Source organism: Pseudomonas sp. AC252 (genome assembly GCF_979258105.1).
Genome location: NZ_OZ409837.1, coordinates 5074326 through 5098447, shown reverse-complemented (window position 1 = coordinate 5098447; position 24122 = coordinate 5074326). Strand labels below are relative to the sequence as shown.

Here is a 24122-nt window from a genome sequence, read left to right as displayed (position 1 = left end):
TTTTGCCAAGCATTCTTGAACCTGGGAAATCGAGGCGGCGGCCAGTTCGCCGCCGTTTCTGTATCTGCCACCCCGAAACCTGTTTGCCTTGCGTGCCGAGCGCCTTGAGCGTCTGGCCGAGGGCAACGGGTTGGCCGATTACCTGCGGCTGATCGCCGGATTGTGCCAGGCGCAACAGCAGGTTTTCGATGATCCGCCGCTGACCGCGCCGTTTGATGCGCAGCGTTTCGAGGCCTGTCAGCAGCATGGTCTGCCGCCGTTCGCGGCAGACACGTTGGTGCGCGAGGATGCTTGGCAGCCGTGGCTCGACGCTTTGCTGCAGCGCTATGCGCCAGCGAATCAGCCTGCGGTGATCGACGCGCTGGATACTTTGCGCGGCGCCAGTGCCGGCCAGTTGCGCGCGTGGGCGGTGGCGCTGGTCAGTGGGCAATATTCGCTGGTGCCGGCGGCGCTGGTGCCGTTTCTCGGCGCGGCGCTGCAAGCCGCTTGGAGCCACTGGCTGCTCAGCGTGCCGCAGCTGCAACTCAAACCTGGCGACAGCCTCAGCCAATGCCCGGCCTGTGGTTCGCCGGCCATGGCCGGGGTGATTCGCCATCGCGGCAAACACAACGGTTTGCGTTATCTGGTGTGCTCGCTGTGCGCCTGCGAATGGCATGTGGTGCGGGTCAAGTGCGTGTATTGCGAACAGAGCAAGGGCCTTGAATATCTGAGCCAGGAAGATGATCGACACAGCGCCGAACAGGCACCGCTGCGCGCCGAAGTCTGCCCGAGCTGCAACAGCTACCTGAAATTGCTTTATCTGGAGAACGACGCCGAAGCCGAAGCGTTGTCAGCGGACCTCGGCAGTTTGCTGCTGGACATGCGTCTGGCTCAGGATGGTTATCAGCGTCAGGCCCCGAATCTGCTGCTGGCGCCGGGCGACGAATGACGAGTGGAGAAACTGGGGGAGGGAGCTTGCTCCCGAAGGGGCCGTTCCAGCCCCCTAATTTTGACTGACTTACCGCCTTCGCGAGCAAGCTCGCTCCCACAGGTTTATGTGCCGAATCACAAAGCCCGGTCAGCCCCGAATTTCCCTGTAGGAGCGAGCTTGCTCGCGAATGGGGCGTTTCAGGCACATCATCTTCGACTGACTGACCGCATTCGCCAGCAAGCCCGCTCCCGCAGTTTGTCTACACTTCTGAAACCCGTGTGGGAGGGGCTTGCTCCCGAAGGGGCCTTTCCAGTCAAAACAGGAGTGGCTGATGTCTTCCAGCGTTGCCCTGCGGTTGCCGTCCATTGATGGCTTGTTGCGTCACCCGGCGTGCGCGCCGTTGGCCGAGCGTTACGGCCGGGATTGTTTGCTGACGGGCTTGCGCCAGTTGCTCGATGAGTTGCGTCCCGGTGTGTTGAGCGGGCAACTGTCCGCCGTTGAAATCGGCGCCGAAGTGCTTGCCGGGCGCGTCGGCGAACGCTTGGCGCAACAGCAGCGCAGTCAGGTGCGGCGGGTATTCAACCTGACCGGCACGGTGCTGCACACCAATCTTGGTCGCGCCTTGCTGCCCGAGGAAGCCATCGAAGCAGTGCAAATGGCCGCACGCTATCCGCTCAATCTCGAATTCGATCTGGCCACTGGCAAGCGCGGTGATCGCGATGATTTGATCGAAGGCCTGATCCGCGAATTGACCGGCGCCGAAGCGGTGACCGTGGTCAACAACAATGCCGCCGCCGTGTTGCTCACCCTCAATAGCCTCGGCGCCCGCAAGGAAGGCATCATCTCCCGCGGTGAACTGATCGAAATCGGCGGCGCCTTCCGCATCCCCGACATCATGGCCCGCGCCGGCGTGCGCCTGCACGAAGTCGGCACCACCAACCGCACCCATGCCCGTGATTACCAAGCGGCGATTGGCCCGCGCAGCGGCTTGATCATGCGCGTACACGCCAGCAACTACAGCATCGAAGGTTTTACCGCGCGAGTGCCGACCGCTGAGCTTGCCGAGTTGGCGCACACCCATGGTTTACCGTTGCTGGAGGATCTGGGCAGCGGCAGTCTGCTCGATCTGACCCGCTGGGGGCTGCCGGCGGAACCGACGGTGCGCCAGGCCTTGCTCGATGGTGCCGACATCGTCACCTTCAGCGGCGACAAATTGCTCGGCGGGCCGCAGGCCGGGTTGATCGTTGGGCGCAAAGAGCTGATCGCGAAGATCAAGAAGAATCCACTGAAGCGCGCACTGCGGGTCGACAAGTTGACCCTGGCCGCGCTGGAAGCGGTGCTCGGTTTGTACCGTGATCCGGATCGCCTTGCCGAGCGGCTGCCGAGCCTGCGCCTGCTGACCCGTCCGCACGCCGAGATTCATGCGCAGGCTCTGCGTTTGCAACCGTTGCTCGCCGATGTGTTGGGCGAGGTCTGGCAGGTCAGCGCGGCCAAGGCGTTGGGCATGATCGGCAGCGGCAGCCAACCGGTGGCGCGTCTGCCGAGCGCGGCGCTGTGTTGTCGCCCGCAAGTGACCAAACGCTGGCGCGGGCGTTATCTGCTCAATCTCGAAGCGGCGCTGCGCGGTTTGCCGATCCCGGTACTCGGGCGGATCGACGACGATGCGCTGTGGCTGGATCTGCGCCAGCTCGACGATGAACCGGCGTGGCTGGCGCAGCTGGCGCAATTGCAGGTCGACCTGTGATCGTCGGCACGGCAGGACATATCGATCACGGCAAGACCACGCTGTTGCAGGCGCTGACCGGACAAACCGGCGACCGCCGCCCGCAGGAGCGCGAACGCGGCATGACCATCGATCTCGGTTACCTTTATGCCGAACTCGAAGCGGGCGCCGGGCTGACCGGCTTCATCGACGTGCCTGGCCACGAAAAATTCACCCACAACATGCTCGCCGGCGCGCAGGGTATCGATCTGGTGTTGCTGGTGGTCGCGGCCGACGACGGCGTGATGCCGCAGACCCGCGAGCATCTGGCATTCGTCGAACTGCTCGGCATTCCCCGCGCCCTGGTGGCGATCACCAAGTGCGACCGCGCCGGAACGGGCAGGGTGGAAGAGGTGCAGCGCCAGGTGCTCGATCTGCTGGCGCCGGGGCCGTTTGCCGAGGCGCCGATCTTCACCGTGTCGAGCGTGAGCGGGCAGGGCGTCGATGCGTTGCGCGCGGCGTTATTGCAGGCACAGCGCGAAGTGCAGGCACGCAGTTGCGAAGGCGGATTTCGTCTGGCGATTGACCGTGCATTCAGCGTCGCGGGTGCGGGGATTGTGGTCACCGGCACGGCGTTGTCGGGCACGGTTGCAGTGGGCGAGAAACTGGTTCTGACGCCTGCGGGCAAATCGGTGCGCATTCGTGGCCTGCACGCGCAGAATCAGGCCGCCGAGCAGGCCTTTGCTGGCCAGCGCGTGGCGCTGAACCTCAGCGGCGAGCGCCTGGAACTGGCGCAGATCCACCGTGGCCAATGGCTGCTGGCGGATTGGCTGCATGCGTCAACCCAGCGCATCGACATCAAGATTCAGCTGTTGCCCGGCGAGCGCACTTTCGAACATTTCCACCCGGTACATCTGCATCTCGGCACCCAGGACGTCATCGCCCGCGTCGCCTTGTTGCAAGGCCCGCGCCTGAACTCAGGCGAACGCATGTTCGCGCAACTGCTGATCAATGCGCCGGTGCACGCGGTAAAAGGCGATCGGCTGATCCTGCGCGATTCCAGCGCCCAGCGCACCCTTGGCGGCGGCATCGTCCTCGACCCGTTCGCCCCGGCCCGCCAACGCCGCAGCCCCGAACGTCTGGCGCAACTGCAAACCCTCGCCCTGAGCGTCAACCTCGAACAAGCCCTGCCAGCGTTGCTCAACAACAGCCCCGGCGGCTTCGACCCACAACGCCTGGAACGCCAGTTCAACCGCCCGCGCGCGCAGTGGACGCTGGCGGAAAACATCCGCCTGATCGACACCCGTCAAGGCGCGCTGCTGTTCAACGTCCAGCGCTGGGGCCAGCTGAAATTCACCTTGCTCGAACAACTGGCGCGATTCCACGAACAGGAACCCGACCAGATGGGCCCGGACCGCGATCGCCTGCGCCGCTTCAGCGCGCTGGCCCTGGAACGTTCGACGTTCATCAGCCTGCTCGACGAATTGCTCAACGCCGGCTCAATCCTCACCAGCGGGCCCTGGTTGCACCTGCCTGATCACCAAGTGCGCCTGAATGCCGACGACGAAAACCTCTGGCAGCAATTACAGCCGTTGTTCGAACAGGCCGGTTTCGACCCGCCATGGGTGCGCGACGCCGCGAAAGTGCTCGGCGAAGAAGACGCCAGCGTCCGCTTGCTGCTGCGCAAACTCTCACGCCTTGGCCTGATGCACCAGGTGGTGCGCGACCTGTTCATCAGCGACATCGTCCTGCGGCAAATGGCGGCGCTGCTGCTGAAACTCGCCGAAGAAAATCCGGCGATCGAAGTGACAACCTTCCGCGATGCGCTAGGCTTGGGACGCAAACGGTGTATTCAGTATCTGGAATATTTCGACCGACTCGGCCTGACCCGCCGCCTCGGCGAATCCCGCCAGATCCGCCCCGAAAACGCACTGGCTAACGCCGACGCACTCTGAGTTCAGGAAGACAATCGCGCCCGGTGGCGCGGCCGGGCTTCAAACCCGGTTGGGGACGGCATCCGTTCCCGGGCAGGTTCGACTCCGGCTGTCTTCCGCCAGTTTTTCATAGCCATCCGCAATCCACTGCAGGAGCGAGCTTGCTCGCGAAAGCATTGTGTCAGTGACGGGGAAGTCGACTGACACTCAGCCTTCGCGAGCAAGCCCGCTCCCACAGGGACCTTCAGGTGTTGCAGGATTTGTGTCCGACATGGATCAAATGTGGGAGCGGGCTTGCCCGCGAAAAAATTGGGTCAGTGACGGGGAGGTCGACTGACACTCAGCCTTCGCGAGCAAGCTCGCTCCCACAGGGATCTTGCAGAGGTCGCAGAACTTGTATCCGACCAAGATCAAATGTGGGAGCGAGCTTGCTCGCGAAGAGGCCGGCACGGACACCGGATAATTCAGCCGGCTCGCATTATCCCGGCAGCTCCAGATTATCCAGCACCCGATTCACCGCCAGTTCCCCGAGCATGATCAGTTGCGCAATCCCCATCAGCGTTCGGCGCTGCGATGGCTTGACCAGTCCGGCGAATTCCTGGGCGATGGTTTTGTCCGAGGCGAGGGTTTCGCAGGCGTTGGCCAGCAGGTCTTCGTTTTTGGTGTCGGCAGTGACGGCGTACATGGCGCGGGGGCTGTAGGGTGGCGGGGTGGAGCCGGGCGTGCAGAGGTAATGGTCGAGGGCGCGGTCGGCGGCTTGGTGAAGTTTTTTCGAATCGAGGGATTCGTAGGGGGAGGTGGGGTCGGATTCGGGTGGGTTGGGTGTTGGTTTGATCATGGTGAGACTCCGTGGTTGATTTAGCCGCCACGGCTCATCGCTAAACAAGTAAAGGTGGCGGCTGTACGCAGGTTAGCGATCCGGGTCACAGAAACCCCGGGTAGACCCGAAGGTCTCCCACGCACAGCCACCATGACATCAAGTGCAGATCGAAAAATGCAATTGAGACTGGGCATTGGTGCGTCTGTAATGAGTCGGATCGCTAAACCCGATCGCTGATTCGTCAGCGACCGCACCACAATAGAACCCGTCCCCAAGGCGCACAAGCCGGCGGATTCTGGCTTGGCTGTAGGCAACGGCGCAAGGATTTGTAGCCTTGAGACCGTATCCGCAGGTGTCTCTTAAACAGCTTCGTTTAAATCGAAGAATTGCGTCGAACCCGATGGCCTCTTCGCGAGCAGGCTCGCTCCCACAGTTGGAATCCTGTTGTCAGCAAGAGCTGAGTGGGTGGTTCAGAAACCCAGCGGGTACTGAACGACCACGTAAATCCGGTCAATGTCATCTCCCGCCTGGGCTTCATTGGCGCGGTGGCTGACGTGCGATAGCTGCACCGACAGGTCCTTCGCGGCGCCGGACTGGACGATGTATTTCAGGTCGATGTCGCGTTCCCAGTGTTTGCCGCCATCACCCTGTTGCGGCTGATAGTCGCCACTGTCGGCATCGAACGGGTTGTATGCGCCGCCTCGGGGCGCGTGGCTGCCGTCGATTTGGCTGCCGCTGACGTAGCGGGTCATGAAGTTCAGGCCGGGGACGCCGAGAGCGGCGAAGTCGAAATCGTAGCGCGTTTGCCAGGAGCGTTCGTTGGCGCCGTTGAAGTCGGCGTATTTGATCGAGTTGGCGAGGTAGATCGAGTCGCCACCAACGAAATCGAACGGCGTGTCGCCATTGATCCGTTGCCAGCCGAGCATCACCGCGTGGGGGCCGAAGCTGTACTTGCCGGAGAGGCTGAAGGCGGTGTTGTCGATTTCGCCGGCCAATGCGCGACCGGTATCGCGGGTGTGGTAGAGGTTGGCGTCGAGCAACACACCTGATTGTTTGAAATGCAGGTTGCCGTAGTACTGATGCCAGGTGTCGCTCAGTTCCGAGGCATACAACGCGCCGCCGACCGGGCTGCTGAACAGGTCGGCGCCGACGAAGCTGATGCCGCCCGCTTCGGTGTTGGCGCCGTAACCGTAGAAGTCGCCTTGGCCGGAAGAGCTGTCCTGATTCTTGAACGCGGTGAAATGGCCGGCGACCAGATTGACGTTATCGAACTCGGCGCTGTTGAGCAGAAAGCCTGTGGCGTATTCCGGTTGCAGGCGTTTGTCGGATGTGTCGAAGACCGGGGTTTCCACGGTCATTTCGCCGAAGGCCAGGGTAGTGCGCGAGACTTTCAGCTTGAATGCACCGCCAGCGCTGGAGTAGTCATGTTCGCTGCGACCATCGCTGTCGACCGGCAGCAGACCGGTGCCGGAGTGACCCTTGCCGCCGTCGAGTTTCAGGCCGGCGAAGGCGTGGGCGTCGATGCCGAAACCGACGGCTCCATCGGTGAAACCTGATGAGAAGTTACCTATAACTCCTTGAGCCCACTCCTGTTTGTAATTTTTACCGGAGGGTGTTGGCGATCGGTAATCGTTGCTCAGGTAAAAGTTGCGCAGCAGTACATCGCTTTTCGCATCGGCGAAAAAACCATCGGCGCAGGCGCTAGCGCTGAGGCTGCAGAACAGTGCAAGCAGGGTGAAGCGCGAGGGGGCGCAGTTGATCATGGTCAGGGCCGGCGGCAATTGGGATGGCGCTGATGATCGACTGTGCCGAGCCAAAAGGATTGGGTCGATGTGCTCAGTTGGCGCTGGCCAGAGTCAGGCCATTGCCCGGCGCTTGAGCAGCAAAGTCAGGCCCAGTCCGGTCATGGACAGCAGTGCTGCGCTGAAGAAAATCCACGAATAACCCAGGTTCAACGCCACCGCGCCCATCAGCGGCCCGGCAATTGCCAAGGCCAGGTCGAAGAACACGGCATAAGCTCCCAGCCCTGAGCCGCGACTCGAACTCGGCACTTGCTTGATTGCTTCAACCCCCAGCGCCGGGTACACCAGCGACAGCCCGAACCCCGCCAGCCCCGCGCCAATCAGGGCATACGCGGTGGAAGGCGCCAGCCACAGCATCACCAGCCCAATGGTTTCCACTGTCATGCAGGCGATGGCCGAAGCAAAGCCGCCAAACCGGGCGATGGCCGAGATAAACAACAGCCGCGACAGAATGAAACAAACGCCAAACACGGTCAGGCAGTAAGCCGCGCCGGTCCAGCCTCGGTTGAGGTAATACAGGGTGATGAAGGTGGTCAGCGTGCCGTAACCGATCGAGGCCAGGGTCAGGCTGGTGCCGTACGGCGCAATCTTGCCGAACACCGCCCAGAACGACAGGCGCTCACCGCGAATCACTGGCACCGATGGCTTGTTGCGGATCAGCCACAACGCACCGGCCGCCAACGCCGACAGCGCAATGCCAAGGCTGACGAAACCGTATTCAGCCACCATCACCACACCCAGCGGCGCGCCGATGGCAATCGCGCCGTAGGAGGCGATGCCGTTCCAGCCGATGGATTTCGCCGTGTGCTCGACACCGACCTGGCCCATGCACCAGCTTATGGTGCCGACGCCGATCAGGCCTTGAGCAATACCGAGCAACAGACGCCCGGCAATCAGGATCAGCAGGCTGGTCAGCGGAAAACTTTGCAGCAAGGTCGACAGCAGGGTCAGCGCGCCACTGAGGACAATTCCCCACAAGCCATAAATGATCGCCCGCTTGGTGCCGAGGGTGTCCGACATGCGCCCGGCCATGGGCCGGCTGAGCAAGGTGGCGAGGTACTGCGAACCGATCACCAGCCCGGCGATGATCGCGCTGAAACCCAGTTGCTCATGGACGTAACCGGGCAATACCGCAATCGGCAACCCGATGCAGAGAAAGGCAATGAAAGTGTAGAAAACGATGGAGACGATCTGCAGGGTGATCGCCAGGGAGCTTTGCGGTGGCAGTGGCTGCGCAGACATGAGCACTCGTTCGCGGGTGGCGGTGGGAGAGTTGCGAACATCATGGCGCGGGGCCGGGATAAATGAAAGCAGGCTAACTATTAATCCGTCGGATCTGGGTGGTGAAGCTGAGGGCCCCTTCGCGAGCAAGCTCGCTCCCACAGGGATCACGTATTCCAAATGTGGGAGCGAGCTTGCTCGCGAATTTCTGCGCATCCACAATTCCCAAACGCCGAATGTAAAAAGCCCCGTCACAAAGGACAGGGCTCTTAACTTGCAGCTTGCAGCTTGAAATTAAAAGCTGCTCTTAGAAAACAACGCCCTGGCTACGCAGGTAGTCGTCATAAGTGCCGCTGAAGTCGGTCACGCCGTTCGGGCTCAGCTCGATGATGCGCGTGGCCAGGGACGATACGAACTCACGGTCGTGGCTGACGAAAATCAGCGTGCCCGGGTAGTTTTCCAGCGCCAGGTTCAGCGCCTCGATCGATTCCATGTCCAAGTGGTTGGTCGGTTCGTCCATGATCAGCACGTTCGGCTTTTGCAGGATCAGCTTGCCGAACAGCATGCGGCCTTGCTCACCACCGGAGATGACCTTGACCGACTTGAGGATCTCGTCGTTGGAGAACAGCATGCGGCCCAAAGTACCGCGAATCATCTGCTCGCCCTGGGTCCACTGACCCATCCAGTCGAACAGGGTGACGTCGTCTTCGAAGTCGTGAGCGTGGTCCTGAGCGTAGTAGCCCAGTTCAGCGGCGTCGGTCCATTTCACACTACCGGCGTCCGGGGTCAGTTCGTTGACCAGGGTGCGCAGCAGGGTGGTCTTGCCGATACCGTTCGGGCCGATGATCGCAACGCGCTCGCCGGCTTCAACCTGGAAGCTGAAGTCCTTGAACAGGGGCTTGCCATCGAAACCCTTGGCCATTTTCTCGACCATGACCGCCTGACGGTGCAGCTTCTTGTTCTGTTCGAAACGAATGAACGGGCTGACACGGCTGGAAGGCTTGACCTCGGCCAGCTGGATCTTGTCGATCGCCTTGGCGCGGGAGGTGGCCTGCTTGGCTTTCGAGGCGTTGGCCGAGAAGCGGCTGACGAACGATTGCAGTTCGGAAATCTGCGCTTTCTTCTTGGCGTTGTCCGACAGCAGCTGCTCGCGGGACTGGGTCGCCACGGTCATGTATTCGTCGTAGTTGCCCGGGAACAGACGCAGCTCGCCGTAATCCAGGTCAGCCATGTGCGTGCACACGCTGTTCAGGAAGTGACGGTCGTGGGAGATGATGATCATCAGGCTGTTGCGCTGGGTCAGAATGTTTTCCAGCCAGCGAATGGTGTTGATGTCCAGGTGGTTGGTCGGTTCGTCGAGCAACAGCACTTCCGGATCGGAGAACAGTGCCTGCGCCAGCAATACGCGCAGTTTCCAGCCTGGCGAGACTTCGCTCATCGGTCCGAAATGCTGTTCCAGCGGAATGCCCAGACCCAGCAACAGTTCGCCGGCGCGGGATTCGGCGGTGTAGCCGTCCATCTCGGCGAATTCGGTTTCCAGCTCGGCGACGGCCATGCCGTCCTCTTCGGACATTTCAGCCAGCGAGTAGATGCGATCGCGCTCGGCCTTGACCTTCCACAGCTCTTCGTGGCCCATGATCACGGTGTCGATCACGGTGAATTCTTCGTAGGCGAACTGATCCTGGCGCAGCTTACCCAGACGCACGTTCGGCTCGAGCATGACCTGACCGCCGGACGGGTCGAGATCGCCGCCGAGGATTTTCATGAAGGTCGACTTGCCGCAACCGTTGGCACCGATCAGGCCGTAGCGGTTGCCTGCGCCGAATTTGACCGAAACGTTTTCGAACAGCGGCTTGGCGCCAAACTGCATCGTGATGTTAGCTGTGGAGATCAATTACCTTACCTATCAATGGGTTAGAGCTGGTCTGTGGTGCCTGGTACAAATTTGAGTACCAATCTGGAGCTTTTCCAGCTCCCCCAGTCTGTGCTTGAGTTGAGCCAACGCGCATAAGCCGTCCGCAACTGGGGCCGTTGAAGGCAAGCTGCTGAGCGACGAGTGCGGGGTTCTTGTTGGACATTGGCGCGCATTGTCGCATAACTCAGACGGCAGTTATATGGCAGGCAAACGGGCGTACGCATCGGCGCGTCCGAGAAGCGACCGATATCCGCTGATCAAAATCTCGAAAACCCGAATGAACTCACTCGGCCATTTTCACTTCGGAAAGTGGAGCAGTAGCCATTTCGTTCAATCGAGTGAGGACCAAGCCATGCGAGCAATGACCTATCACGGCGCTCATGACGTGCGCGTCGAAACCGTACCGGACCCGAAACTTGAAGCCGCCGACGACATCATCCTGCGCGTCACCGCCACCGCCATCTGCGGGTCGGACCTGCACCTGTACCGAGGCAAGATACCCACCGTCGAACACGGCGATATCTTTGGCCACGAGTTCATGGGCATCGTCGAAGAAACCGGTCCAGGCGTCACCGCTGTGCAGCGCGGCGATCGGGTGGTGATCCCTTTCGTGATCGCCTGCGGCGATTGCTTCTTCTGCCAGCAAGAGCTTTATGCCGCTTGCGAGACCACCAACGAAGGTCCCGGCGCGGCGCTGAACAAGAAAATGATTCCGCCACCGGCGGCGCTGTTCGGCTACAGCCGCTTGTATGGCGGAATTCCCGGCGGCCAGGCGGAATTGGTGCGGGTGCCAAAAGCCAATACCGGCCCGTTCAAGGTGCCGGGCACGCTGTCGGACGAGAAAGTACTGTTTCTCTCTGACATCCTGCCGACTGCCTGGCAAGCCGTGATCAACGCCGGCGTGGTGCAAGGTTCGAGTCTGGCCATCTACGGCGCCGGCCCGGTCGGTTTGTTGACCGCAGCCTGCGCCAGAATGCTCGGCGCCGAGCAGATCTTCATGGTCGATCACCATCAGTACCGCCTCGATTACGCACAGCGCACCTACGGGGTGATTCCGATCAACTTCGATGAGGACGATGACCCGGCCGACACGATCACCAGCCAGACCCCAGGCCACCGCGGCGTTGATGCGGTGGTCGACGCCGTCGGCCTTGAAGCCAAGGGCAGCACCACCGAAACGGTCATGGCTACACTCAAGCTCGAAGGCAGCAGCGGCAAGGCCTTGCGCCAGTGCATCGCGGCCGTCCGGCGCGGTGGTGTGGTCAGCGTCCCGGGCGTATATGCCGGTTTCATCCATGGCTTTATGTTCGGCGACGCTTTCGACAAGGGCCTGACCTTCAAAATGGGCCAGACTCACGTACAGCGTTTTCTGCCGGAACTGCTTGGCTACATCGAAACCGGCAAGTTGCAGCCCGAGGCGATCATCACCCACAGGCTGTCGCTGGAACAGGCCGCCGAGGGCTATAAGATCTTCAATAAAAAACAGGAAGAATGCCGCAAGGTGATTCTGACCCCGGGTGGCAGCGATGTTCCGCTGGCGCAGATGGATGAAACCACGCCGTTCGCACCGGCCACCTGAAACTGAGGAGTTTTCATGGCGCTACCGTCATCTTCGTTCGCAGCCCCCGTGCGCGCATGGTTTGTCAGCCTGGCGCGTACTGGCTGGGGAGGGCGCATTTTCTGGCTGACCCTGGTCGGTGTGACCGTGTTGCTGCTGATCAGTGGCTACACTGGTTTGGTCAGTACGGGCCGCGACACCTTGCGCCTCGCCAGCCTTGGCGGGCTGTCGGGTTTTGCCGCTACGGCAGTCGGTGCGTTATTGGCCTTGGCGTTGCGGGCGATTACTTCGCGAACCCAGGACACCATGCTCGGGTTTGCGGCGGGGATGATGCTGGCGGCCAGTTCCTTTTCATTGATCCTGCCGGGCATCGCGGCGGCGAAGGAGGCGGTGAGCAGTCCCATGCTCGCCGCGGCCGTCGTCGTGGCCGGCATGGCTCTGGGCGTGGCGTTGATGGTCGGCCTCGACCGCTTCGTCCCGCATGAACATGAAAAAAGCGGGCGGCGCGGGCCTGAGGCGAAGCGCTTCAATCGGGTCTGGCTGTTTGTCCTGGCGATCACGCTGCACAACCTCCCGGAAGGCATGGCGATCGGCGTCAGCTTCGCCACCGGCGACATGAAAATCGGCCTGCCGCTGACCACTGCCATTGCCATTCAGGATATCCCCGAAGGTCTGGCCGTGGCGTTGGCGCTGCGGGTCACTGGCATTACCGCCGGTCGCGCGGCGTTGATTGCCGCCGCTTCAGGACTGATGGAACCGTTGGGCGCGATTATCGGTTTGGGCGTCACCAACAGCTTCGCGTTGGGCTTTCCGGTGGCGATGGGTCTGGCTGCGGGCGCGATGATTTTCGTGGTTTCCCATGAAGTGATTCCGGAAACTCACCGCAACGGTCACGAAACCCCGGCCACACTCGGGCTGATGCTCGGCTTTGGCGTGATGATGTTTCTCGATACCGCTTTGGGCTAAAACCCTCACACGCCACTGAGCGTATTGCCCCGCACAAAAAAGGAATTTTTTCAGCGCCAATCACTCTTTCGTTTATAGGCAATGCCAATAACGCAGGGGAATGAGTCATGTCGCTGATCGAAATCCCGACCAGGAAGTCTTCGGGTAAAACATCCATGCCGGCGGATACCGAGCGCCGGCTCTATGACCGATTGCTGGCGGAAGACTCCACGGTTGATCGCGCGGCACTGGACTTTTTGCGCCGGCAATTGAGCAAGGCGGCTGCGCTGCCTGACGATTTGCCGGCTACCGCCGAAGAGTTGTTGCAATGGTCCGAAAGCCGTTGCGCCAGCGTGGCTGCCGAATACGCTGAATACCTTGAACAACGCCAGCAGGGCGGGCCACGCCGCTATTTCCGCAACAAATCCCACGCGTTGTACTTCATTCTGCATGTGGCACCGACCAAAGAGGTCGATGGCGCTTGGCTGGCCGGGCTGTTGCCGCAGTGGCAGGATCCTCGTTTCGATGACTTGCTCGACACCTACCTTGAAGAGTTGGGCGAGGGCGTGCCTCGGCAGAACCATGTGGTGATCTATCGCAAACTGCTCGCCGAGCACGATTGCTCCGATCTGAGCGGTCTTGCTGACGAGTATTTTCTGCAAGGCGCGGTGCAGTTGGCACTGGGACGCTTCGGCGGGCAGTTTCTGCCGGAAGTCATCGGCTTCAATCTGGGCTACGAGCAATTGCCGCTGCACTTGTTGATCACTGCGTATGAGCTGGCAGAGCTGGGCATCGATCCGCACTATTTTCGCTTACATGTGACCATCGACAACGCCAGCACCGGCCACGCGCGCAAGGCTGTGCAATCGATGCGCGAACTGATGCCGCTGGGCGAAGAGCGCGACGAGTTCTACCGGCGCATGGCGATCGGTTATCGCCTGAATGATGTCGGCAAGGGCACCACCGCAGTGATCAACGAGTTCGATCTGGACCGCGAAGTGATCGCCATGCTTGAGCGCAAAGCGGTGTTCGGTCGGCACATGCATTCCGATTACTGCCGCATCGAAAACCGCACCATCAACCAATGGTTGGCCACGCCCGGGCAAATGGGTGAATTCCTCTCGGCGCTGGAGCGCAAGAGCTGGATCAAGCGCGGTGAGGCGGTGGAAGAAAGCCGTTTCTGGCGTTTGATCGACGGCAGCGATGCGGCGATGTTTGGTGTGTTCAACGGCTATGAAAAACAGCTGTTGCGTGACTGGATCACTCAGGATTGCCCGGCATCCCGGCCTCGGCCTTACGTGCGCCGCGAAGCCGCTGTCGAGGAAACCTTTGACGATGATGCCGATCTGCTCAATCTGGAAGCGGCACTGGCTGACAAGCCTGCCGTCGAGCAAATGGCATTGTTGATGCCTTGGCTGCAACCGCAGCGGCACTGGCGCCCGGCCGGACTTTTCGCGACGCGTCGCTTCATCCAACTGCGCGCCCGCTTGCGTTGAAACAAGGAGGCTTCATGTCGGCACAAGAAACATCGGACAGAGCGCTGTTCGAGCTGGGCAAGCGCCTGCTCGACAGCGGTTATCACTTCATTACCCCAACGCCGTTGACTCATGAACGATTTCTGCAGCGCTTTGCTACGCCGTTGGCCAAGGATCTGCGGGACGTGTTCGGCTGGTCGATGCCGTTTCCTGCCGAGCTGTTCAGCGCAGACGAACTGGCTAGCCTGGAGCAGGCCGGCATCGCCGAGCGCGATGGCGCGGTGTGGCGCAGCCATGTGCGCTGGTCGACGCTGAATGACCGCTTGTTCGCTCACTCGGCGTTTCCGACGACGGCGAGCGACGCGGTGTTCTTCGGCCCCGACACTTACCGTTTCGCCCAGGCCATCGAAGCGCAGTTGCAGCAGCGCTTTTCGCCGATCAGGCGCGCAGTAGATATCGGTTGCGGCAGCGGCGCCGGTGCGGTGCTGATCGCCAAGGCCCGGCCGGATGCCGAGGTGTGGGCGGTGGATATCAACCCGCAGGCGTTGCGCATGAGTGCGGTCAATGCCGAGCTGGCCGGGGCCAGCAATGTGTCGGTCTATCACAGCGATCTGCTCGCCAGCGTCGAAGGCCAGTTCGATTTGATCATTGCCAATCCACCGTACATGAATGACTCGCAACAGCGCGCTTATCGCCATGGCGGCGGGGCGCTGGGTGAGGGTTTGTCGGTGCGGATCGTGCGTGAGGCGCTGCCGCGCCTGGAGGTCGGCGGCACGTTGCTGGTGTATACCGGCGTGGCGATCGTCGCCGGGCAGGATCCGTTCCGCGAGGCGGTGGCGCCGCTGCTCAAGGGCGAGCGTTTCGGCTGGACTTATCGCGAGCTCGATCCGGATGTGTTCAGTGAGGAATTGCTCAAGCCTGAATATGAGCGCGCCGAGCGCATCGCCGTGGTCGCGCTGACGGTGACCCGCGAGCAGTGACCGATGATTGGGCCACTGCTCGCGCCGTGGCCTTTAACGATTTCTGATGCGCGAGATCGTCAGCAGGCAAACCCCCACCAACATCGCTGCCCCGGCTACCAGCAATGGAGAAGGGCGTATCGGCTGGCGCGAGATGCGCTCGATGCGCCCTGCGACCGAAGCGCGTACCGGCGCCGCAGGGTCCGCCTGATAGGGCGCTTCTTCGATCTCCAGGCGCAAGCCATCCGCCATCACCAGCGTCAGCCCCTCGATAGTGCCGGCAATCCTGTCCGGATAAACCGGCTCACCGGTCGGGTCGAGCTGGTCGTAGAAGAAAGTCTGCCCTTCAAGCCAGCCGACAGCGGTCTGCAATTCAGGTCCCAGGTAATACTTGCCATCAAGAAAAAAGCCAGAGAATTGCGGCGCGCGTTCGAGGCTCTCAATGCGATAGCGCTGACCTGGTTTCATACCGGTTTCTGGGGCGATCATGGGGGTTCCTCCGTTATTGGTAAGCGATAGAGGAGCGCGTGCCAAGCGTGGTTCCATCGAAATGAGCAACGGGCGTTTCGCCTGCTTGCGGAGCGGCGCGGGCATTACCTGAGAGAGCTGCAAGACAGTTTTTCACAGTTGAGGATTCACTATCGGTTACAAAGTGTGGCTAAAATGCCAGCCATTCACCGAGCGCCCGGAAACGGCGCGGGCCAAGGACGCGCCCTGTGCATCAAGACCGCTGCATAAGACGCTGGGCCCCAGGCCGCCACGCGCGCAGTTTGTTCACTTTTGACGTGTGACCCTTTTTCGTGAAACTCATCATTGCCGCTGTTTATGTCATCTCCATTGCTTACGTTCACCTGCGTGGACGCGTACGCCACAAGCTGGGGCGACAATTGAGTGACCATTCGACGTTCCTCGCGCCGATCAACTGCTTCCTCTATCTGTTTTCCAGGATGCCGAACAAGCCGTATCTGAACCCGGCGGATTTCCCTGATCTGAGCCCGTTGGAGGCCCATTGGGAAGAGATTCGCGAGGAAGGCCAGAATCTGCTGCGTGCCGGCGAGATCAAGCGTTCGAATCAGTATGACGATGTTGGCTTCAACTCCTTCTTCAAGACCGGCTGGAAGCGTTTCTATCTGAAGTGGTACGGCGACAGTCACCCGTCGGCAATGAAGTTGTGCCCACGCACCACCGAACTGGTGCAGAGCATCGGCTCGATCAAAGCGGCGATGTTTGCCGAGCTGCCACCGGGCTCGAAACTGGTGCGCCATCGCGATCCTTACGCCGGCTCATATCGTTATCACTTGGGTCTGGATACGCCGAATGATCCCGGCTGCTACATCAACGTCGACGGCGAGAACTATCACTGGCGCGATGGCGAAGCGGTGATGTTCGACGAGACGTTTATCCATTACGCAGAAAACACCACGGATCAGAACCGTATCATTCTGTTCTGCGACATCGAGCGACCGCTGAAATACCGCTGGGCCGCCGCCTTCAACCGCTGGTTCAGCCGCACGGTGATGTCCGCGGCGGGCGCGCCGAATGATGCCGGGGACAAGACTGGCGGCATCAACCGCTTGTTTACCAGGATCTACAAGATCCGTTTGCGCGGCAAAGAGCTCAAGAAGCGCAACCGCACGCGCTATTACCTGGAAAAATGGGCGATTTTTGCCGCGTTGTTGGCAATCTTCATTCTGATCTGAAGACTTGCGGTGTCATCGCTGGCCTCTTCGCGAGCAAGCCCGCTCCCACATTTGATTGGGGTGGATGCAAATATTGCATTCGACTCCGAACCCTGTGGGAGCGGGCTTGCTCGCGAATGCGGGCTCACATTCAACACGTTTGGTCCTGACTGCACCTGGCAATCTTCATTCTGATCTGAAGATTTGCGGTGTCATCGCTGGCCTCTTCGCGAGCAAGCCCACTCCCACATTTGATTGGGGTTGATGCAAATATTGCATTCGACTCCGAACCGTGTGGGAGCGAGCTTGCTCGCGAATGCTGGCTCACATTCAACACGTTTGGTCCTGACTCCACCTGGCGATCTTTATTCTGATCTGAAGATTTAAGGTGTCATCGCTGGCCTCTTCGCGAGCAAGCCCGCTCCCACATTTGATTGGGGTTGATGCAAATATTGCATTCGACTCCGAACCCTGTGGGAGCGGGCTTGCTCGCGAATGCCGGCTCCCATTCAACAGGTTTGGTCCTGACTGCACCTGGCAATCTTTATTCTGATGTGAAGATTTAAGGTGCCATTGCTGGCCTCTTCGCGAGCAGGCTCGCTCCCACATTCGAGTGGGGTAAATGCAATATTGCATTCGACTCCGAACCCTGTGGGAGCGGGCTTGCTCGCGAATGCTGGCTCACATTCGACACGTTTGGTCCTGACTGCACCTGGCAATCTTCATTCTGATGTGAAGATTTAAGGTGCCATTGCTGGCCTCTTCGCGAGCAAGCCCGCTCCCACATTTGATTGGGGTGGATGCAAATATTGCATTCGACTCCGAACCCTGTGGGAGCGAGCTTGCTCGCGAATGCTGGCTCACATTCGACACGTTTGGTCCTGACTCCACCTGGCGATCTTCATTCTGATCTGAAGATTTGCGGTGTCATCGCTGGCCTCTTCGCGAGCAAGCCCGCTCCCACATTTGATTGGGGTGGATGCAAATATTGCATTCGACTCCGAACCCTGTGGGAGCGAGCTTGCTCGCGAATGCCGGCTCCCATTCAACAGGTTTGGTCCTGACTGCACCTGGCAATCTTCATTCTGATCTGAAGATTTGCGGCGTCATCGCTGGCCTCTTCGCGAGCAAGCCCGCTCCCACATTTGATTGGGGTGAATGCAAATATTGCATTCGACTCCGAACCCTGTGGGGGCGGGCTTGCTCGCGAATGCGGGCTCACATTCAACACGTTTGGTCCTGACTGCACCTGGCAATCTTCATTCTGATCTGAAGATTTGCGGTGTCATCGCTGGCCTCTTCGCGAGCAAGCCCGCTCCCACATTTGATTGGGGTGAATGCAAATATTGCATTCGACTCCGAACCCTGTGGGAGCGGGCTTGCTCGCGAATGCTGGCTCACATTCAACACGTTTGTTCCTGACTCCACCTAGCAATCTTCATTCTGATCTGCAGATTTGCGGTGTCATCGCGGGCCTCTTCGCGAGCAAGCCCGCTCCCACATTTGATTGGGGTGGATGCAAATATTGCATTCGACTCCGAACCCTGTGGGAGCGGGCTTGCTCGCGAATGCTGGCTCACATTCAACACGTTTGTTCCTGACTGCACCTGGCAATCTTCATTCTGATCTGAAGATTTGCGGCGTCATCGCTGGCCTCTTCGCGAGCAAGCCCGCTCCCACATTTGATTGGGGTGAATGCAAATATTGCATTCGACTCCGAACCCTGTGGGAGCGGGCTTGCTCGCGAAGGGGCCTTCAGCTTCAAAGCAATTTCGTCTGATTCAACGCTCACTCCCCAGACGCCTTCCTGGTCTTCTTAGCCGGCGCCGCCTTGCTGGTTGATTTCGCCTTGGGCTTGGCCGGTGCCTTGCCGCCAAGGCTGCGTTTGAGCAGTTCGGTCAAATCGATAACATCGGCAGTCTTGCGCTCTTCCTCGCCAGTGGCGGTCTCGACGTCCTCGATCTTGCCTTCGTGGGCTTTCTTCTCGACCAGCGCCATGATCTTGTCTTCGAACTCGTCCTTATAGTCCTCAGGCGACCACTCCGAGGTCATGTCTTCAACCAGGCGTTTGGCCATGTCCAGCTCGCCCTTGGCCAATTGCGGCTTGGTCACTTCGCTGCCCAGCGCCAGTTCATCGAGGCTGCGCACTTCCTGTGGCCAGCGCAGTTTGACCAAAACCAGCGCCGACTCCAGCGGCATCAACGCAGCCAGGTATTGACGTGTATGCAGGACAACGCGGGCGAGGGCGACCTTGTTGGTTTTGCTCAGGGTTTCGCGCAGCAACGCGTAGACCTTGCCGCCGCGCTTGTCTGGCGCCAGGTAGTAGGGCGTATCGATGTTCTGCAGCGGAATCTGCTCGGCGTCGACAAACGAGAAAATATCGATGGTCTGCGTGGAAACGGGGTGCGCCGAGCGGATTTCCTCTTCGCTGAGCACCACGTAGCGGCCCTTTTCGTAGGCAACGCCTTTGACGATGTTCTCTTTGGTGACTTCCTTGCCGGTGACCTTGTTTATGCGTTTATAGCCCACCGGGTCCATGCTGCGGCTGTCGAGCCAGTCGAAGTCCACGCCTTGGGACGACGTCGCTGAAACCAGCGCCACGGGGATGTGTACCAGTCCAAAACTGATTGCGCCTTTCCAGATTGCCCGAGCCATGACCTGTCCTCCGAGTGATGATCAGGTGACCTGTGGCGCGGCGAGAAAGTTTCCAGTGATTGCGCGGCTTCCAGCGCTACGGTCAAGCCGTGTTACATGTTGTTTAAGGCACGAGGGTTAACAAATCCGAACCCACGGCGTAGCGTGGGCTCAAAGGCTCTAGTCCACGCACATCGAGAGGTATTTTCCATGAACCGGTTAATGATTGGCATCGCCGTCCTCGCCCTCAGTGGCGGCCTGGTTCATGCCGATGTCGTGCTGGCGCAAAGCCCTACCGGCAACAGCAACAATCCCTACAACAGCCCGATCCGCCGGGCCAATCCCAACAGCATGCAGGGCACCCAGTCCAGCGCTCCGCCCCTTCGCGGGCCGAACACCGTTCCCGTGCCACGTCAGCCGACCGTTGAAAATCGCGGTATCGGCAACGGCCAGCCAGTTCGCTCGGTGCCGAGCAATCCGCCAACCTTCATTCCCAACCCGCCCCCACGGGGCACCGGCAGCAACCGTTGAACGGCAGGACTGATGTTCTGTCAGCCTTTCACACGAACAAAAGGAATCGTGCATGTTGCGTAAAACCCTACTAGCCACCTGCTGCGCCGCCGCGCTGATCAGTGCCCCGGCCTTCGCCGCCGCGCCCAAGGAGCTGAAAAGCGAACAGGGCATTCTTGAAGTCACCACCGTTGCCCAAGGCCTGGAACATCCGTGGGCGCTGGCATTTCTGCCTGATCGGAAGGGCATGCTGGTGACCGAGCGCCCGGGCCACCTGCGCGTCGTGAGCAAGGACGGCAAACTGTCGGAGCCGATCAGTGGCGTGCCGCAAGTCTGGGCCAAAGGGCAGGGCGGTTTGCTCGATGTGGCGCTGTCGCCAGACTTCAAGCAGGACCGTATGGTCTATCTGTCGTATGCCGAAGGTGGTGGTGAGGGCGGCAAGGCTGGTACGGCGGTAGGGCGCGGACGGCTTTCCGATGACCTGAAGACGCTGAAGGACTTCAATGTGATTTTCCGTCAGGAACCGAAGCTGTCGGTGAGCAACCATTTCGGTTCGCGGCTCGTGTTTGATCGCGACGGATATCTGTTCATCACGCTCGGCGAAAACAACGATCGGCCGACTGCGCAGGATCTCGACAAGTTGCAAGGCAAAGTCGTACGCATCTTCCCGGATGGCAAGGTGCCGGACGATAACCCTTTCGTCGGCCAATCCGGCGTCCGGCCTGAAATCTGGTCCTATGGCCTGCGCAATCCGCAGGGCGCGGCGCTCAATCCGTGGACCGGCACGCTGTGGGAGAACGAACACGGGCCACGTGGCGGTGATGAAGTGAACATCATCGAGCGCGGCAAAAACTACGGCTGGCCGTTGGCGACCCATGGCATCAATTACTCGATGCAGCCGATTCCAGAGGCCAAGGGCAAAACTGCTGAAGGCACCGTGGCGCCGCACCATGTCTGGGAAAAATCGCCCGGCGTTACCGGCATGGCGTTCTACGACGCCGATCGCTTCAAACCGTGGCAGCACAACGCATTTATCGGCGCGCTGGTGTCCCAGGAACTGATTCGCCTGCAATTCGATGGCGACAAAGTCGTGCATGAAGAGCGTTTGCTGGGTGAGTTGAACAAGCGCATCCGCGACGTGCGGCAAGGGCCGGATGGTTACTTGTACGTGCTGACGGATGAAGAGAATGGCTCGCTGTACAGGCTGGGGCTGAAATGATTGCGTGCGGTGAGTGATCAGACGCCTTCGCGAGCAGGCTCGCTCCCACATTGAAATGAGTCTCCCTGTGGGAGCGAGCCTGCTCGCGAAGAGGCCCGCGCATCTTGCGCAGACTCAGAGCAGTCCCGCATTTGGCTGAACCGCCGTCCTGTTGCCTTGTTATAGTTCGGGCCTTAATTCCCAGCCCGGTAAAGGATTTCTGCCATGACTCAATACTCCGCCTTCAGCGTCGAACTGGCCGATAACATCGCGCATGTGCAGATCAATCGCCCGGAAAAGATCAACGCAATGAACGCGGCGTTCTGGAGCGAGATCGTCGAAATCTTCCAATGGATCGACGATACCGATGAAGTCCGCGTGGTAGTCCTCAGCGGTAACGGCAAACATTTCTCTTCCGGCATCGATCTGATGATGCTCGCCGGCGTCGCCAATGAACTGGGCAAGGACGTGGGCCGCAATGCGCGCCTGTTGCGACGCAAGATCCTCAATCTGCAAGCCTCGTTCAACGCCGTCGACAACTGTCGCAAACCGGTACTCGCCGCGATTCAGGGCTATTGCCTGGGCGGGGCAATCGATCTGATCGCCGCCTGTGATATGCGTTATGCCGCCGAGGACGCGCAATTCTCGATCAAGGAAATCGATATCGGCATGGCCGCCGACGTCGGCACGTTGCAACGGTTGCCGCGAATCATCGGAGACGGCATGCTGCGTGAACTGGCTTACACCGGTCGCACTTTTGGCGCCGAAGAAGCGCGCAGCATGGGCCTGGTCAATCGGGTCTACAGCGACAAGGACACACTGCTTGAGGGCGTATTCGACATTGCCCGTGACATCGCTGCGAAGTCGCCGATTGCCGTGACCGGTACCAAGGAAATGATCAGCTACATGCGTGACCATCGCATCGACGATGGTCTCGAATACGTTGCCACCTGGAACGCCGCCATGCTGCAATCCAACGATCTGCGCGTGGCCATGGCCGCCCACATGAGCAAACAGAAACCCGAATTTCTGGATTGAGTTAACCATGACCTCTCGCTGGACCACTGCAGTACTCGACACCGATCAACCCGGCGGCTGGGCCGTAGCGCACAGCCCGGAAGGCTTTCTGTTCGATGACAACGGCGCGCTGTTCCCGCGTGAATGGCTCAAGCGCCAGGACCTTTCGGTCCTCGCCGAGCATGGCATTGGTCATCTCGATGGCGAACCGGTGTATCTGCTCGAGTTGCGCAGTTCCAGCGAAGTGCCCGGTTGCGGTTGGAAAGGCCTGCGGGCGTTCATGCTCGAGGGGGATCACACCCTGTACAAAGTGCTCGGTTATGCCGCACAGATCGGCACTTGGGCGCGCGAGCATCGCTTCTGCGGCAATTGTGGACAGCCGATGACACAAGTGCCGCGCGAGCGGGCGATGTATTGCCAGCCGTGCGATCTGCGCAGCTATCCGCGCATCTCACCGAGCATGATCGTGCTGATCACCCGTGGCGACGAGATCCTTCTGGCGCGCTCACCGCGTTTCGTCACTGGGGTTTACAGCACGCTGGCCGGTTTCGCCGAGCCGGGGGAGTCGGCCGAGGATTGCCTGATTCGCGAAGTGCGCGAAGAAGTGCAGATCGAGGTGAAGAACATCCAGTACATCGGTAGCCAGTGCTGGCCGTTCCCGCATTCGATGATGCTCGGCTTCCATGCCGAATACGCCGGTGGCGAGATTGTCTGTCAGGAAGACGAGATCGAGGACGCCCAGTGGTTCAACGTGCATGAGCTGCCGCCGTTGCCGGCGTCGCGCTCGATTGCTCGATACCTGATCGATGTCTACGTGGCGCGGCGCTTAGGCCACGCTGAACCAGTGCTGCCAGGCTAGGCGCACAGTCAGGCCAAGCACCACGGTGATGAACACTGGACGAATGAATTTGGCGCCGCCGCTAATGGCCGTGCGTGCGCCAAAGAAGGCCCCGACCATCACCGACAGGCCCATGCACAGGCCAATGATCCAGTCGACTTGACCCGAGAAGATGAACACCGACAACGCCGCGATGTTGCTGACGAAGTTCATGCTGCGCGCCACGCCGCTGGCCTTGACCAGATCGATCGGGTACAGCAGCAGACTGCTCACCGTCCAGAACGCTCCCGTGCCGGGGCCAGCCACGCCATCGTAGAAACCGAGGCTGAAGCCTTGGGTCGATTGCCATTTCTTTTTGATCGGAGCATCGCTGTCCAGCGGCGCTTTCGGCGTGCCGCCAAACAGCAAGTACAGGCCGCAGGCGAAGACGATCACCGGCAGCATCTTGTTCAGCCATTCGGCCGGCAGGTAATGCGCAACCACCGCACCCGTGAGCGCACCGACCAGGGTACCGACAATCGCGTGGGTCCACTGGCGTGGATGAAACAGTTTGCGCTTGTAGAAGGTGAAGCTGGCAGTCGCCGAACCGAAGGTCGAGCTCAATTTGTTGGTGCCCAGCACCAGATGCGGCGGCAGGCCCGCCGTCAGCAGCGCCGGTGTGGTCAACAGACCGCCACCGCCAGCAATGGCATCGATGAAACCGGCAAGGAAGGCAACGGCAGCCAGAATGGCCAGGGTGGTGAGGTCAACGCTGAGTTCGAAAGGCATGGAGTCGACTTATTCGGCAGGGCGCAGAACGTGGGCTGCGGGGAGGGCGGTCATGTTACCTGTATCCAACTGTTGCGGCGAGCCAGAGCATGCCATGCCGATTGCATTTTGGAATGCGTTCCCGTGTAGGAGCTGCCGAAGGCTGTGATCTTTTGATTGATCGTTCCCACGCTCTGCGTGGGAATGCAGCCGGGGACGCTCTGCGTCCCGAAAGATCGCAGCCTTCGGCAGCTCCTA

Annotated in this window: 18 protein-coding genes, 1 tRNA gene and 1 pseudogene; 13 read left to right on the top strand and 7 right to left on the bottom strand. The window is 60.3% G+C overall.

What is annotated here, in order from left to right; all coding sequences use genetic code 11:
• Positions 1-2: 2 nt before the first annotated feature.
• From fdhE to ACZZZ4_RS23215, 4 genes and pseudogenes are all read left to right on the top strand, one after another.
• Positions 3-928: pseudogene (fdhE, locus tag ACZZZ4_RS23230) on the top strand (formate dehydrogenase accessory protein FdhE).
• A 313-nt stretch (positions 929-1241) separates the two neighbouring features.
• Positions 1242-2654, top strand: a complete 1413-nt coding sequence (gene selA / locus ACZZZ4_RS23225) for an L-seryl-tRNA(Sec) selenium transferase (RefSeq protein WP_463548891.1) — start codon at positions 1242-1244, stop codon at positions 2652-2654.
• The gene (gene selB, locus ACZZZ4_RS23220; RefSeq protein ID WP_463548890.1) at positions 2651-4567 is read left to right on the top strand and encodes a selenocysteine-specific translation elongation factor; all 1917 of its coding nucleotides are present in this window, start codon (positions 2651-2653) and stop codon (positions 4565-4567) included. The genes selA and selB overlap by 4 nt, the downstream gene beginning before the upstream one ends.
• 5 nt (positions 4568-4572) lie before the next feature.
• Positions 4573-4668, top strand: a tRNA-Sec gene (locus tag ACZZZ4_RS23215).
• Between the two features lie 356 nt (positions 4669-5024).
• Here the strand turns inward: ACZZZ4_RS23215 and ACZZZ4_RS23210 are convergent.
• The 4 genes from ACZZZ4_RS23210 to ACZZZ4_RS23195 all read right to left on the bottom strand — a co-directional run bounded on the left by ACZZZ4_RS23210 (position 5025) and on the right by ACZZZ4_RS23195 (position 10283).
• Positions 5025-5384: a DUF6124 family protein gene (locus tag ACZZZ4_RS23210; protein WP_415762410.1), complete on the bottom strand. Its 360-nt coding sequence runs from the start codon at positions 5382-5384 to the stop codon at positions 5025-5027.
• A gap of 452 nt (positions 5385-5836) precedes the next feature.
• Positions 5837-7129, bottom strand: a complete 1293-nt coding sequence (locus tag ACZZZ4_RS23205) for an OprD family porin (RefSeq protein WP_463548889.1) — start codon at positions 7127-7129, stop codon at positions 5837-5839.
• Between the two features lie 93 nt (positions 7130-7222).
• Positions 7223-8410: an MFS transporter gene (locus tag ACZZZ4_RS23200; protein ID WP_463548888.1), complete on the bottom strand. Its 1188-nt coding sequence runs from the start codon at positions 8408-8410 to the stop codon at positions 7223-7225.
• Between the two features lie 286 nt (positions 8411-8696).
• Positions 8697-10283 carry an ABC-F family ATPase gene (locus ACZZZ4_RS23195; RefSeq protein ID WP_016774693.1) on the bottom strand — a complete coding sequence of 529 codons (1587 nt, stop codon included), beginning with the start codon at positions 10281-10283 and terminating at the stop codon, positions 8697-8699.
• Positions 10284-10656: 373 nt separating this feature from the next.
• On the opposite strand from ACZZZ4_RS23195, the gene ACZZZ4_RS23190 reads away from it, so the two are divergent.
• From ACZZZ4_RS23190 to ACZZZ4_RS23175, 4 genes are all read left to right on the top strand, one after another.
• On the top strand, positions 10657-11883 hold the full coding sequence (locus tag ACZZZ4_RS23190) for a zinc-dependent alcohol dehydrogenase (protein ID WP_415762412.1): 1227 nt from the start codon (positions 10657-10659) through the stop codon (positions 11881-11883).
• Positions 11884-11898: 15 nt separating this feature from the next.
• Positions 11899-12828, top strand: a complete 930-nt coding sequence (locus tag ACZZZ4_RS23185) for a ZIP family metal transporter (protein WP_463538233.1) — start codon at positions 11899-11901, stop codon at positions 12826-12828.
• A gap of 107 nt (positions 12829-12935) precedes the next feature.
• Positions 12936-14303, top strand: a complete 1368-nt coding sequence (locus ACZZZ4_RS23180) for an iron-containing redox enzyme family protein (protein ID WP_463548887.1) — start codon at positions 12936-12938, stop codon at positions 14301-14303.
• 14 nt (positions 14304-14317) lie between these two features.
• The gene (locus tag ACZZZ4_RS23175) at positions 14318-15262 is read left to right on the top strand and encodes a methyltransferase (RefSeq protein ID WP_463548886.1); all 945 of its coding nucleotides are present in this window, start codon (positions 14318-14320) and stop codon (positions 15260-15262) included.
• A gap of 33 nt (positions 15263-15295) precedes the next feature.
• Here ACZZZ4_RS23175 and ACZZZ4_RS23170 read toward each other — a convergent pair whose 3' ends face one another.
• A complete protein-coding gene (locus tag ACZZZ4_RS23170) occupies positions 15296-15730 on the bottom strand; it encodes a short chain dehydrogenase (RefSeq protein ID WP_463548885.1) in 435 nt (144 codons plus the stop codon).
• Between the two features lie 311 nt (positions 15731-16041).
• Between ACZZZ4_RS23170 and lpxO the strand changes: the two genes are divergently transcribed.
• On the top strand, positions 16042-16941 hold the full coding sequence (gene lpxO / locus ACZZZ4_RS23165; RefSeq protein ID WP_463548884.1) for a lipid A hydroxylase LpxO: 900 nt from the start codon (positions 16042-16044) through the stop codon (positions 16939-16941).
• A gap of 1767 nt (positions 16942-18708) precedes the next feature.
• Here lpxO and ku read toward each other — a convergent pair.
• Complete coding sequence (gene ku, locus ACZZZ4_RS23160) at positions 18709-19575, bottom strand: non-homologous end joining protein Ku (RefSeq protein ID WP_039762960.1); 867 nt, start codon at positions 19573-19575, stop codon at positions 18709-18711.
• Positions 19576-19764: 189 nt separating this feature from the next.
• Between ku and ACZZZ4_RS23155 the strand changes: the two genes are divergently transcribed.
• The 4 genes from ACZZZ4_RS23155 to nudC all read left to right on the top strand — a co-directional run bounded on the left by ACZZZ4_RS23155 (position 19765) and on the right by nudC (position 23138).
• On the top strand, positions 19765-20085 hold the full coding sequence (locus ACZZZ4_RS23155) for a hypothetical protein (protein ID WP_463538229.1): 321 nt from the start codon (positions 19765-19767) through the stop codon (positions 20083-20085).
• A 52-nt stretch (positions 20086-20137) separates the two neighbouring features.
• Positions 20138-21283 (top strand): PQQ-dependent sugar dehydrogenase, encoded by a 1146-nt coding sequence (locus ACZZZ4_RS23150; RefSeq protein WP_463548883.1) that lies wholly within the window; start codon positions 20138-20140, stop codon positions 21281-21283.
• A 204-nt stretch (positions 21284-21487) separates the two neighbouring features.
• Positions 21488-22300: a crotonase/enoyl-CoA hydratase family protein gene (locus ACZZZ4_RS23145; RefSeq protein WP_129999355.1), complete on the top strand. Its 813-nt coding sequence runs from the start codon at positions 21488-21490 to the stop codon at positions 22298-22300.
• Between the two features lie 7 nt (positions 22301-22307).
• Complete coding sequence (gene nudC / locus ACZZZ4_RS23140) at positions 22308-23138, top strand: NAD(+) diphosphatase (protein WP_463548882.1); 831 nt, start codon at positions 22308-22310, stop codon at positions 23136-23138.
• Here nudC and ACZZZ4_RS23135 read toward each other — a convergent pair.
• A complete protein-coding gene (locus ACZZZ4_RS23135; protein WP_016774706.1) occupies positions 23106-23885 on the bottom strand; it encodes a TSUP family transporter in 780 nt (259 codons plus the stop codon). The genes nudC and ACZZZ4_RS23135 overlap by 33 nt on opposite strands.
• Between the last annotated feature and the right edge of the window lie 237 nt (positions 23886-24122).